This is a genomic window from Stenotrophomonas sp. YJH_SMC_57 (genome assembly GCF_059369755.1).
The window spans coordinates 37,989-51,246 of sequence record NZ_JCAFSZ010000012.1; the positions used below are offsets into that span (position 1 = coordinate 37,989).

Here is a 13,258-nt window from a genome sequence, read left to right on the forward strand (position 1 = left end):
ACGATGCAGGACACCCCCATGCTGCGTGGCCTGAATGCACTGCGCGATGCCTGGCTGGAGGCGTGCGCCGACAGCAGCCGGCGGCTGCTGGTCTGGCGCCTGCCAGCGGCGGCGAGCCGTTTGCTGGCCGCGTTCTTCGAAATGCAGCGCAACGATGCCGGTCGCGATACGCCGGACTACTTCCTGCGCATCGATACCGCCTACGAACTGGGCTTCCGCTACAGCCGCCAGCTCAAGCAGGACCTGCTCGAGCGCTATGTGGCCAGCCAGGAAGATCTGCGCGCGCAGCAGGTGCCGCTCGGTTGGCGTGGCCCGCACGAAGGGCATCCCGACAGCGCACAGGGTGTGGTCGAGGTGCTGGAGAGCTTCATCGAGCATCATGGTGAACACCTGCGCTTGCTGGCGGCGGTGCTGGAGCCGGAGCGTTGCGTGCCTGGCGAGGGCTTCGAGCGTTGGGTGGACGCCGCGCTGACCGCCGGCCCTGGCCCGCGCCTGCGCCTGGTGCTGGTGGATACAGAGGAGGATCCGCGCTGGCAGTCGCTGCTGGAACGGCACGGCAGGATCGCGCGCGTGGTCAGTGCGCCGGTCGACATGTTCGGCATCGCCCGCGATACCGCCGCGCAGTCTGGCGGCCGCGGCCCGGAAGTGCTGTACCGGCAGCTGCTGGCCGACCTGATGCTGCTGCTCGAACGCGGCAGCCCCTCGCAGGTGGTGGCCCGCGCCGAGCGCGCACAGGGGCTGGCGCAGCGGCAGGGCTGGCAGGACCAGCAGTCGGTGGTGCAGATGATGGTGGCCGGTGCATGGTTGAAGCACGGCGATCACGGCCAGGCGATCAACAGCTACCGGCAGGCGCGCAGCGCGGCCGAGGGCGCGCGCATGAGCGGCAACCCGGCTGCACCGGAACTGGTGATGCAGAGCTGGTTCGGCGAGGCCGGCTGCTGGCTGGCGGCCAAGCAGCCGGAGCGCGCCGCACAGACCTACCTGCAGGCCTCGACGTCGGCGGCAAGCATTCCGCACCCGATGTTCGCGCTGGAAGGCCAGCGCATGGCCGGGTGGTGCCAGCTGCAGGCCGGCCAGCGCGAGGCCGCACGCACCCAACTGCTGGAGGCGATCCGCATCGCCAAGCCATTGGCGCTGGCCGACCGCAAGGCCACCACGCTGCCGCAGGCGCTATGGGACCTGCTGCAACTGCAGGATGCGCGGCGCTGCGATTCGCTGCAGCAGGTGGCGGTTGATTACCTGCAGGCCAGCACCGGCCTGCTGGAAAAGGCCGACGCGCAGGGGCGTGCGCTGGGGCCGCGGCCGGTGCGGCCGGCACTGGATGCCATCGACGCGGAGCTGGATGCTGCGCTGGAACGTGGCTTCCACCGCGCCCAGCAGGAGCGCGAGCGGCTGATCCAGGGCGGCGATGAGTTCTTCCGCAAGATCGTGGCTGTTGGTCGTGATTTCCTAGACCCGGGCTGGAACGGCCTGCCAGCCATCGAGCACCCGCTAGACCATGACATTCCGGTGTGGAGCGAGCCGCCAGCGATGCAGCCGTTGCCCGACCCCAGTGGCCTGCTGCAGCCGCCCGCGGCCGCACCCGCCGGAACGACCGTTACAGGAGTGGCTGTTGCATGAAGTCGAACAAGACCGTGGTGATGCTGGTGGCCATCGTGCTGGGCATCATCGTCGTGACCTGGATCAGCGCCGAGTACCGTGACGAAGTAAAGGCGTTCCTGCGCGCGTTGTTCCGCGCCTTGTAAAGCAACAGGGAGTGTTGCCGTGAGCATCGCCGCCAAGCATTTCGATCCGCAGCTGGGCATCGACATCCACATGTACGCGGTGCCACCGTGCCCGCTGCCGACGCCGCACATCGGCCTGGTGCTGGATCCGTTCGACTACATCCCGTTCATCGGCTCGACCATCAAGGTCAATGGCGTGCATCGCGGCACCGCCGGCACCGGCGGCCTGGACATCCACATTCCGCTGGGCGTGTGGGGCCCGCCGTTGGCCGCGCCGATGGGGCCGCAGTTCGACGGCGAAGAGATCTTCATGGGCAGCCGTACCGTGTCTGCCGATGGCGAACCGTTCTCGCGGCTGGCGATGCCGGTGCTGGACTGCAACCTGGCCGGGATGATCAATCCGTTCCGGATGAAGAAGCCGAAGAAGCCGCTGCGCGCGATGTCGCTGCCGACCGGCTTGAACGTGGCCATTCCCACCAGCGTCACCGTCGGCGGTCCGCCGACGGTGTCATGGACCGCGCTGGCGTTCCGCGCCGCATTCGCCGGGCTGGGCAAGCTGCGCAAGAGTGCTTTCTTCCGCAAGAAGATGGATGCGTTCGCCAACTGGCGGCGCGGCAAGTGGGGCCATCTGCCCTCCAGCTTCCTGAAATGCAAGGTGCTGCGTGCCGAGCCGGTGGATATCCGCGATGGCAGCGTGGTGGTCAGCCACCAGGACTTCGACATTCCGGGGCGGCTTTCCTTTGCCTGGCAGCGCAGCTACGGCTCGCGCTGGGCCGGTGAGCCGGGTATTTGCGGCGCCGGCTGGCAGACGCCGGCTGATATCCGCCTGGAACTGCTGGACGACGGCAGCGTGTGGCTGTCCGGCCCGGACCAGGCTGCGTTCTTCCCCGAGTTGCCGCCCGCTGAAGGCGAGGCCGGCGCCATCCTCGATTTCGTTGATGGCGCGCGCCTGCTGCGTCGGCGCGGGCAGTGGCTGGTGCGCTTCAAGAGCGGGCTGAAGTACGTGTTTGGTGGCGAACTGCCGGCAGGCGTGAGCGCACTGCCGAATCCACAATCCTGGCCGATCGAGCGCATCGAGGATGCCCATGGCAACCACTGGCGGTTCGAGCGTCGCGACGGCCATCTGGTACGCATCGTCGAAAGTGGCATCGGCGACCTGCAGGGCCGTTTCATCGAAGTGGAGGCGCGCCACGGCCGCATCGACCGCATGGCGCTGCATGACCCGGCCACCGGCCTCGTGCATCCGCTGGTGAGCTATCGCTACAGCGCCGACGGCGATCTGCTGGCGGCGGTGGACGCGCTGGGAGCGCCGCGCACCTTCGCCTACGAACAGCACCGCATGGTGCGGCACACCGACCGCGTTGGCCTGTCGTTCCATTACGCGTTCGACGCGCAGGGCAGGGTGGTGCACTCGTGGGGCGACGGTGGCCTGTACGACTACCATTTCGAGTACGACGCGCTGCTGCGCGAGACCCGGGTAACCGACTCGCTGGGCCACTTGAGCGTGGTCAAGTTCGACGAGAATCAGCTGCCGCTGTGCGAGATCGATCCGCTCGATGGCGTGACGCTGTTCGAGTACGACGATTTCGGGCGGACCGTGGCGGTGACCGATCCGGAGGGGCTGCGTACGGCGTTTGCCTATGATGCGCAGGGCAACCTGGTCTGCCTGACGCGCGCCGATGGCACGTCGATCCAGATGGAGTACGACCTGGACGACCATATGGTGTCGCTGCGGACGCCGGATGGCGCCGACTGGCAACAGGCGTATGACGGGCAGGGTCAGTTGATCAGCCAGACCGACCCGTTGGGTGCGACCACCCGCTTTGAGTACGACGCACAGGGCCAGTTGAAAGCCCAGATCAACGCGCGGCAGGCGGTTACGCACCTGCGCTACGACCGTCATGGCCTGGTGGCGGCTGTCATTGATGCGCTCGGCTATGAGAGCCGCTTCGATCACGATCCGCTCGGCAATCTGCTGCGCCAGGTGGATCCGCTGGGACAGACCAGTCGCTACGAGTACGACGCCAAGGGACGCCTGCTGGCCACTGCTGGCCCCGATGGGAACGGTGTGCGCTGCGAGTACGATGCCGAAGATCAGCTGGTGCGCTACACCGATGAAGTGGGCGCGCAGACGCGGCTGCAGTACGTGGGCATCGGCCAGATCGGCAAGCGCCTGCAGGCCGATGGCCACAGCGTGGAGTACCGCTACGACACCGAAGAACAGCTCATCGCGGTCATCAATCAGCGCGGCGAGACCTATCAGCTTGTACGCGATGCGCTGGGCCGCATCGTCGAGGAAGTGGACTACTGGGGGCAATCACGGCGTTACAGCTACGATGCTGCCGGGCGGCTGACCGCGACTCTGGATCCGCTGGGCCAGCGCATCGCCTTTACCACTGACAAGCTTGGGCGCATCACCCGCAAGACGCTGCCGGATGTACGCCGTCCTGGCCAGCAGGTGCAGGAACACTTTGTCTACGACGTGCAGGGGCAGATTGTCGAGCTGCGCAATCCGGCGCGCACGGTCAAGCGCCGCTATGACACGCTGGGCCAGTTGCTGGAAGAGCTGCAGGATGGCTTCCGCGTGGGCTATGGCTACGATGAAGTGGGAAATGAGGTCCTGCGGGAGACCTCGGCGGGTAACCGGGTGGCGTTTGGCTACGACCTGCGCGACCAGACGGTGTCGGTGGCGATCAACGACGAGTCGCCGATCTCCATTGAGCGCGACGCGTTGGGTCGCACGACGCGCGAGCAGTTGAGCCCGCATCTACAGCGCGACTTCACCTATGACAGCCGCAACCTGCTGACCTCGCAATCGGTACTGAAGGATGCTGCGCCGCTGTTCGAAACGCGTTATGACTATGACCGCAGTGGCAACCTGACCCGGCGCAGCGACAGCGCACAGGGCGTGGACGAGTACCGCTACGACGCGATCGGGCGCCTGCTGCAGCACATCGACCCCAAGGGGAAGGTGGAGCGCTACTTCAACGACCCGGCGGGCGACCGGCTGCGCACCGAGGTGAAGCAGGTGCAGGCGCGCAAGGTGGTGGGCGGCGACGATGACGACCTGACCACCTGGACGCGCGAAGGCTCCTACCAGGGCATGCACTACGTGTTTGACCGGGCAGGCGACCTGGTGCGCAAGGGCGTGCCGCATGGGGATGCGCCGGATGACCTGACGCTGATCTGGGATGCCAACCATCGGTTGGCCGAGAGTCGCCGCAACGGGCAGTCCACGTACTACGGCTATGACCCGCTGGGACGGCGGGTGTTCAAGCGCAATGCAACGCAGACGACGTGGTTCTTCTGGGATGGAGATGCCTTGCTGGGTGAGGTGCAGCAGGCCAACGATGCCGAAGAGGCGGCGCCGGTCTGGGTGGGTAATGTGGCGAGCCTGGTGGAGGTGAGGCGCCGGCAGCGGCGGTTGGAAAAGCTGCATGAGCGGGTGCGGGAGTATGTGTACTACCCGGGGACGTTTGAACCACTAGTATTGCTCGTGAAGCAGAAGCAGGGATGTGCTTACGAGACTCCGACTGTAGTGCGTAGTGCGCCCTGCGGCCAAGCAAGAGTTGAACCTGCCACGGCCCTCAGGAAGAGACCCGCGTTGATGGGCTCGACCCGTGGCAACGGGTTTGGCGCGTTGGGCCAGGTCGCTTTGGGTGAGCCGATAGCTGCCATTGCTACGGTGCCAGAGGAAGGCAGTGCTGAGTTCCGCTCCTACGCCATCGGAGATGGGCCGGCAGCCGATCCATCGAGAGAAGGGGCGCTTGATGGTCTGGATGGGCGAATTCAAGCGGCCGGAAAGGATATTCCGGCGACCATAGCACTGCTCTACCAACTCGACCCGAATGGGGCAGCAGCTCGAGTTCTGGATTCAAGCGGGGCTTTGCTGTGGCAGGCACAGTTCACGGGCCTCGGCGCTGCATATGTCTCTGAATGCTGCGGACTGGAACAACCTCTGCGCCTGCTCGGGCAGTACTACGACGAAGAAACTGGTCTTCACTACAATCGGCATCGGTACTACGATCCTTGGGCCGGAGGCTACATCTCGCAGGATCCAATTGGCCTGGATTCTGGCGTAGCAAATGTGTATGAGTTCGGGCCCAATACGCTGTGCTTTGTCGATCCCCTGGGGCTATGGAACAAACATCGAAAGAATGGCCAGTTTGCACGAAAGCCCGGGCCTAAGCCTAAGCCTAAGCCTAAGCCGAGTGTTCATGGCAATTCGAAGACGTCAACTAAGCCCTCAGTGTTGTACGCGCAGTACGACGAATCCGGCGTTTTCCAGAAGTGGGGAATCACTCAAGAAGTGGCAAATCCGAGGGCTCGATACGGTAGTTCAATTCCGCGAGACTGGGACGTCATTGAGGTGGCCAGAGGGACTAGGCAGGACATGCTCAATCTTGAACGGGAGTTGACAAGCGCACTGCCGGGACCGAGGAATTTTGAAAGCTGGGCTGGTAGCAACCCAAGTGCAACGCTATCCTCGGCTGCGAAGAATGCATTGGCGGCGGCCGATGACCTGGCCAAGAGACTTGCGGCTGCCGCCGGCTGTCGCAGCTAGACCTATGGAGGACAGATGGATGTAACTTTGAGTGGAAGGATGGGCGGGCCAGAGACGGGGGTGAAGTATCTTCCTGAAGTCGTGCAGGCTCGCGCCAGGCTGAAATCAGCATTTGAAGTAGTGTCCATTGAAGGTCTGGAGACGATTGATGTCGAGTTGTGGATCAGTGGAAGCTTGACTGAATACTGCCCGGCAGGCCTCTCTTCTTCGGCTAGATTTTCAGCCAAGAAGAAAAGTGTTGTGCTTGCCATCTGCATTGCGAAGGATGACGCCGCTGCCGTTGATGATGATTCCACTGCATCTGCAATTGGCGACTGGCTGATTCGCGGTTTCGAGAGCGTAAAATTGCCTCGAAGTGCTGGCAAAATCGAATTTTCAGGTGCTGTTGATGCATTGAAATCTTGCTTCAAGTGATTGGTTTGAGAGATCCGGCGAGGACTGGTTGGGGTTTTGCTTCTGAGCGCATTGGCGCGATGATCGCAGGATCATTGTGTGCGAGGTTTTTTCTGTTCGTGTTTGCTCCTCCATATCTCGTGGAGGAGGAGGAGCGAGCTTGGCTTGCTTCTGCCTGTTTCTTACAGATCCTGGCTGCGGGAGTATGGGAACCCTTTCTTCCGTTCAGATTAGGTGCTCCTCATTGATGAGCCTGAAAATTGAGATGCGGCAGATGATGTTCCGGTCCAGAATGCTCGCTTGGTCGAGGAGAATTGCTCGGGTCTGGGAGGTTGTGCATTCAGGCATCGCAAGGCGTCGGGGGTTCGCTATGAAAATGCGCGACGAGCGGGCAGGACCTCGCGCTCACCGTCGAAAGCTTCGAATGCAAGCGCTGAGGGAGACATGAAATTTGGATTGTCCACGGACACAAGTGGCGAAACGCGCGTCTATGAAGTTGCGAATGAGCTTGTTTCGGTGTTCCCAGCTCTAGAATCAAATTTGCACTTGATCAGTCTCGAGGTGTTCTTCGTCTTCAGATGCCTTCCAGATAAGCTGGGCAGGAAGTCATCACGTCGTTTTTCGAAGGCTGAATCTGTTCTCTTTCTTGACATGTGCTTTTCAGAGGATTCGCTGAAAGACATGGATGTTGAGCAGCAAAGGTCTGTCGTTGCGAAATATTTCTTCAATTACGTTGAGGACTCGCTGGGAAAGTATAAATTTGAAGGTCTTGATGTCGCATCCTTCATGTTTGCACTTAAGAAGGAGGCGGCATCAATTGGTTGGATTGACTGAAGGTGAAGTCGTCTCTTTCCGTAGCCGTTGAGCTTGCGGCTGTAGCCTGAGTGTCCCTCGGATAGCTGCAATCGCCTGGCCTCTCAGTAGTTGTTGAGGGATGGCCCAGCCTTGTGCGCATCGCCTTTATTTGCGACAAGCTTGCGCGCGTCACATGAAGATCCTTCCCGGAATCGTCCAGGCTCGTACTTGGCTGAAATCTGCCCTTGAAGAAGTATCCGTCGACGGCTTGGATGTGATCGATGTCGAGCTGTGGATCAGTGGCAGTGTGACCGACTATTGTGCGGCAGGCGTTTCATCGACGACCAAGTTCTCTGCCAGAAGGAGAAGTGTGTCTATCGCCATCTGCATTGCAATTGAAGAGGCCTCGCGCATCGATGATGATTCCGTCGCATCTGCAATTGAGCGCTGGCTGGTTCGTTGCCTTGAAAGTGCGGCGCTGCCTCGAAGTGCTGGCAACATCAGTTTGTCGGGCGCTGTTGATGCCTTGAAGTCGCGCTTCACGTGATTGGCCCGGGAGGTCCGGTGAATCCTGAGTGGGACTCCGATTTTGAGCGCCTTGGTGCGATGATCGCCGGATCATCACGCGCGAGGGTTTTTCCTGGTTGTGAGGAGAATGGATTCCCCCCCCTCGGGGATGCTCCCTGTTTATGTTCCGGACTCCGATGATGCCTTCTACTTCGATACGCGCAGTGAGCTCAAAGGTGGGGAGTACCCAGTTCTCAGGTACGACTACAACACCGGTGCATTCGAGACGTTTTCGAGCTCCTTTGCTGGGTTCCTCGTGGAGGTTGTTCGTCGGGCTGGGTAACAGAGCATTTCGTTCGCGCCGCTTGCGTGGACGGCCTATCCGCGGGAAGGAGCTTCTCGTCGTTGCGCACGAGCCATGGGGACGGGAGCTTTTGCTCTGCCTATCAGCAGGCGGAAAGGTGATTGCGGCGGGTGATGGCATACATAAGTTCGTCAATGGTCGCTTGTCCAGCTTCCTCGGGTTTCTGGCGTTGTATGAGGCATTTCAGGAGCAGGCCAGGTCAGGGGAATCCGGTCCCGTTGTCTACTCCCAGTCAGAGATGCAGGCCAGGCTTGAGGCCTTCAGGCGAGGTGAGTTCCAAGCGCGTCCGACAGTGCAAAGGTTCAATCGTGATGTTGCAATCAGCACGATGGCGGCGGAATGGACCACGCTTGACCCTGCTGCACTCGCGGAAGGCGCGTGGTGGTCTGTTGTGCTGGAGCAGCTGGAAGACGGCCAGATCTGATGTTGCGCGACGCAGGGGAGCGTCGCATGTGGCTGCAAGGATGACTGGACGGGAGGCGATTCTGAATCAGGTCAAGGCAGGCGGCGGTCTTGGAAAGGGGCATGCGCGCCGGCTGCCTCCCCAGCAACCCCGTTCCCCCTACCCAGGCGTTGAACCATCCATCCTCCCGCTGGAGCCGTCCAATGCCCCTCGTCCTCCGCCGCGCCCCCTGCGTGCTGGCCCTCTTGCTCGGCACCTTGGCCGGGTCTGCCTACGCACAGTCTCGCCCGGCCGTCCGGCCGCTTGCTCCAGCCCCCCTGCTGCAGGTTGCGGGTGCCGAGCAGCCCATTGAGCTGCGCCAGGCCAGCATCGAGGGTGAGGTCCGCGCCGGCATCGCCCAGACCCGCATCACCCTGGAATTCCACAATCCGAACCGGCGCGTGCTGGAAGGGGAGTTGCAGTTCCCGTTGGCCGAGGGCCAGCAGATCACCGGGTTTGCCCTGGATATCGGCAGCGAACTGCGCCAGGCGGTGCCGGTGCCCAAGGATCGCGGCCGCCAGGTCTTCGAGGAGATCGCCCGCCGTGGCGTCGACCCCGGTCTGCTGGAGCAGACGGCGGGCAACCAGTTCCGCCTGCGCATCTACCCGTTGCCGGCCGGTGGCAGTCGCCGCGTGCAGCTGGTGCTGCGCGAGCCGCTGGCCTTCTCGGGCCAGAGCTGGCGATGGACGCTGCCGCTGCAGTTCGCCGCAGGTGCCGCCTCCGTTGCAGTGAAGGTGCAGGCGCCGGGGGCGATGGCCGCAGGTACCGCACCGTTCCAGATCACGGCGGGCCAGCTGCAATGGCAGGGCCGCGGCGCGCAGCTGCCGGCACAGCTGCAATGGACGCTGCCGTCCGAACGCAAGCCGCAGGTGCAGGTGGCACCGTGGCAGGACGACCACTATCTGCTGGCGCAGCTGCCGGTGCCGGTCAGCGGTACTCCCCGCACGCCGTCGAGCGAAGTCGGCCTGCTGTGGGACGGCTCCGGTTCCTCCGGCCAGCGCGACCGCGCGCGTGAGCTTGCGCTGCTGGATCGCTACTTCGCCGCGATGGGCAATGGCACGGTCGCGCTGACCGTGCTGCGCGACCGTGCCGAGCCGGTGCGCCGCTTCCGTATCCGCGCAGGCAACTGGAGCGAGCTGCGCGCGGCTTTGCAGGCGGTGCGCCCGGACGGGGCCAGTGCGCTGGCCCAGTGGCAACCGCAGCCGAGCGTGAGGGAGTACCTGCTGGTCAGCGATGGCCTGCTGACCTATGGGCCGGAGCAGCTGCCAGCGATGGCGCCGGAGCAGCGCCTGTTTGCAGTCAGCAGCGCCGGTGCCCGCACCGACAGCACGCGCCTGCGCAGCTGGAGCGAAGCGCATGGCGGCCGCTTCGTCGCGCTCGGCAAGGATGTCGACGCCGCTGCGCGTGAGCTGCTGTCCCCGCCGCTGGATGTACAGGTCGACGCGGGGCGTGGCGTGCAGGACGTGGTGATTGATCGTCGCAGCGAAGCCGAAGGCTGGCTGTGGCTGCATGCCCGGCTGGCGGCTGACGGTGTGCCGATGCGGTTCCGTGTCGGTGCCGGTGATTGGCAGGCATTGCCAGCAACGCAGAAAGGCGATGACGGTGAATTGCTTGCGGGGCTGTGGGCGCAGGCACGCCTTCAACAGCTGGCCGCCGATCGTCGCGGCAATCGCGAGGAAATGCAGCGCCTGTCGCAGCAGTTCGGCCTGGTCGGGCCGGATACCTCACTGATCGTGCTGGAAACGCTGGAGGACTACCTGCGCTATGCGATTCGTCCGTCCGGAAAGCTGCGCGCCGAGTATGACGCCCGCTTCGCGCGGCAGGTGAGCGACCGTGCCGCTGCCGATCGCGAGCGTCTGGACGAGGTTGCTGAACGTTGGAAGGAGCGCCAGCAATGGTGGAGCCGCAGCTGGCCGAAGGATGCGCCGCCGCAGTTGAAGGGCAGGGCACTGGAAGTGGCGTCCGCAGATTACGCGATGGAATCGGCGCCGATGGCGATGTTGGCTGCGCCTGCACCAGCGGCTCCGCCTGCACCGATGGCGGCGGCCGAACAGCGCAGAGAGGCCGGCAGCGCGCGCGCGCGCCGCTCCGTGTCCGCGGCGAACCAGGCGCTCGACGCGGTGGTGGTCACCGGCTCGGCCATCGATCAAGCGGGGCCCGCCAACGAAGGCGAGCTCGGCATCCAGCTGGCCGCATGGCAGCCGGATTCAGCGATCGCCCGCCGCCTGCGCCAGGGACCTGCCTCGCGGTTGTATGACCGCTACCTGGCCGAACGTGAGGCACATGCGGACAGCAGTGCGTTCTTCCTGGATGTGGCCGACCTGCTGCTGGAGCAGGGCCAGCGCGAGCTGGCGCTGCGCGTGCTGTCGAACCTGGCCGAGATGGACCTGGACAACCGCCACCTGCTGCGCGTGCTCGGCTACCGGCTGATGCAGGCCGACGCGCCCGCACTGGCGGTGCCGGTGTTCGAACAGGTGCTGGCGATGGGCCAGGAAGAACCGCAGAGTTTCCGTGACCTCGGCCTGGCGCTGGCCGCCGCCGGCAAGCCGCAGCACGCGATGGCGCCGCTGTACCAGGTGGTGGTGCGGCCGTGGGACAACCGTTTTGATGGTATTGCGCTGATCGCGCTGGACGAATTGACCAACCTGGTATCACGCAGCCGCCCGGTGCTGGACACCACGGGCATCGACCCGCGCCTGCTGCAGGCGATGCCGCTGGACCTGCGCGTGGTGCTGGCCTGGGATGCCGACAACAGCGACATGGACCTGTGGGTGACCGACCCGAACGGCGAGCGCGCGTACTACGGCAACCGCCTGACCTACCAGGGCGGGCAGATGTCGCAGGACTTCACCGGTGGCTACGGCCCGGAGCAGTTCTCGCTGCGCAACGCCAGGCCCGGCAGGTACAAGGTGGAGGCGAACTACTTCGGTAGCCGCCAGCAGCTGGTGACCGGCGCGACGACCCTGATGCTGCGCCTGACCACCCACTGGGGCACGCCGAAGCAGAAGGACCAGATGGTCACGATGCGGCTGAAGGACCGCGCCGAGACCGTGCTGGTGGGTGAGTTCACGGTGGAATGAGTCACCCAGGGTCGATGCGGAGCCGAGCAGGGGCTCGGCTCTATGAGGCCGCCGTCGCGGCGTGTGCGGTCGGCAATGATCGTGGCTCGGCACGCAGCCCGAACAGCGGCCGCAGCCAGCGCACGCGGCGGATCAGCAGCTCGTGGATCAGCAGGCAGCCACCGACGGTACCGCCGAGCAGAAGCGCCGGCTCGGTCCACGCGCCAAGCTGCAGCGGCTTGAGCCAGAACAACAGCGCGATGATCAGGCTCTGGTGCAGCATGTACCAGGGATAGATCGCCTCGGTGCAGTACGGCAGCCAACGGAACGGGCGGTCGAGGATGACCTTGCCCCAGCCGAGGATGGCCAGCAGCGCGGTCCAGACGTACAGCGACTGGCTGGTCCGGACCTGCAGGTCCCAGAAAGGAGCGGGCCACTGCCGCAGCGGCGAGTCGGCCGGCAGCACCTGGCCGAGGATGCGCAGGCCCATGTACCAGCCGACGGCGGCAAGCGCCAGCCACAGCGTGGTGCGGCGCAGGGCAACCACCCGTTCCCAGAACACGGGTTCGCGACCGAGCAGGTAACCGGCCAGGAACACCGTGGCGTACTTCGCGTGCTGGTACCAGTCGCCGAGCAGGGCATTGGTGGACGGGTAGATCGGCTCCAGCCAGACCACCCAGGTAAGCAGCAGCACGAACGGAATGCCGATCAGCAGCCAGCCCGACGCCGCAACGCGGGCCATGGCGCGGCGCACCGGCGCGCGCGCCAGCAGCGGCATCAGCAGGGCCAGCGCCAGCGTGTAGTTCCACAGGTAGGCCAGGTACCACAGGTGGTTCCAGGTGATGCCGTACTGCCAGCCGGCAAAACTGCCTTCCGGCCACGGCCGCACCTGCCAGTAGCGCAGCAGGAAGGCGCCGAAGCCCGGTGCGACATGGCCGTTGGCCACCCCTTCGCAGTAGGGTTGGATCGGCACGATGATGAACATGCCGAACAGCAAGGGCAGCAGCAGCCGCCACGTGCGCAGGCCTGCAAAGCGCAGCAGCCTGCCTTCCGGCCGCATCAATGCAATGGCGATGCCCGAGATCAGGAACAGCAGCGACATCCGCCAGCGGTTGACGAACACCATTGGCCACTGCAGCCATTCGGCGGCATGTACGCTCTTGAGGTGGAAGCCCCAGTCGTCCACGTAGGCCATGCCGGTGTGGTAGAGGATCAACAGGGCGAAGGCGAACACCCGCAGGGCGTCGATGTCGTGGCGTCGGTTCATGGGTAGGCCGGGCAGGGAGGTCAGGCCACGGTGAGCGCCAACACGCGCTGTGACCATGGCGCTGGGCCCGCTGGTACCGCCAAGGTGACCAATGGCGGGCGGCGGGGGACCAGTGGAGCCGCTACCCTCGTCCCCTTGAGGCA

9 protein-coding genes are annotated in these 13,258 nt (G+C 64.3%); 8 read left to right on the forward strand and 1 reads right to left on the reverse strand.

Annotation, left to right across the window (positions count from 1 at the left end; all coding sequences use genetic code 11):
* Nucleotides 1-3: 3 nt before the first annotated feature.
* The 8 genes from AC5P7U_RS16540 (at nt 4) to AC5P7U_RS16575 (ending at nt 11,869) form a co-directional block, all read left to right on the forward strand.
* Complete coding sequence (locus tag AC5P7U_RS16540; RefSeq protein ID WP_197564488.1) at nt 4-1,620, forward strand: hypothetical protein; 1,617 nt, start codon at nt 4-6, stop codon at nt 1,618-1,620.
* Nucleotides 1,617-1,745 (forward strand): hypothetical protein, encoded by a 129-nt coding sequence (locus AC5P7U_RS16545; RefSeq protein WP_006441023.1) that lies wholly within the window; start codon nt 1,617-1,619, stop codon nt 1,743-1,745. Before AC5P7U_RS16540 ends, AC5P7U_RS16545 begins: the two co-directional genes overlap by 4 nt.
* Before the next feature lie 19 nt (nt 1,746-1,764).
* Complete coding sequence (locus AC5P7U_RS16550; RefSeq protein ID WP_495221275.1) at nt 1,765-6,288, forward strand: RHS repeat-associated core domain-containing protein; 4,524 nt, start codon at nt 1,765-1,767, stop codon at nt 6,286-6,288.
* Nucleotides 6,289-6,303: 15 nt separating this feature from the next.
* Entirely contained in the window at nt 6,304-6,702 is a 399-nt protein-coding gene (locus AC5P7U_RS16555; RefSeq protein ID WP_108765029.1) for an Imm12 family immunity protein, read from the forward strand.
* Nucleotides 6,703-7,125: 423 nt separating this feature from the next.
* Entirely contained in the window at nt 7,126-7,515 is a 390-nt protein-coding gene (locus AC5P7U_RS16560; RefSeq protein ID WP_197564487.1) for an Imm44 family immunity protein, read from the forward strand.
* Nucleotides 7,516-7,669: 154 nt separating this feature from the next.
* Nucleotides 7,670-8,023 (forward strand): Imm12 family immunity protein, encoded by a 354-nt coding sequence (locus AC5P7U_RS16565; protein WP_197564486.1) that lies wholly within the window; start codon nt 7,670-7,672, stop codon nt 8,021-8,023.
* A 421-nt stretch (nt 8,024-8,444) separates the two neighbouring features.
* The gene (locus AC5P7U_RS16570; protein WP_197564485.1) at nt 8,445-8,771 is read left to right on the forward strand and encodes an SUKH-4 family immunity protein; all 327 of its coding nucleotides are present in this window, start codon (nt 8,445-8,447) and stop codon (nt 8,769-8,771) included.
* 182 nt (nt 8,772-8,953) lie between these two features.
* The gene (locus AC5P7U_RS16575) at nt 8,954-11,869 is read left to right on the forward strand and encodes a DUF2135 domain-containing protein (protein ID WP_414555187.1); all 2,916 of its coding nucleotides are present in this window, start codon (nt 8,954-8,956) and stop codon (nt 11,867-11,869) included.
* A 40-nt stretch (nt 11,870-11,909) separates the two neighbouring features.
* Here the strand turns inward: AC5P7U_RS16575 and AC5P7U_RS16580 are convergent, their stop codons facing one another.
* Nucleotides 11,910-13,115, reverse strand: coding sequence for an acyltransferase family protein (locus AC5P7U_RS16580; protein WP_197564484.1), 1,206 nt, complete (start codon nt 13,113-13,115; stop codon nt 11,910-11,912).
* Nucleotides 13,116-13,258 lie beyond the last annotated feature (143 nt).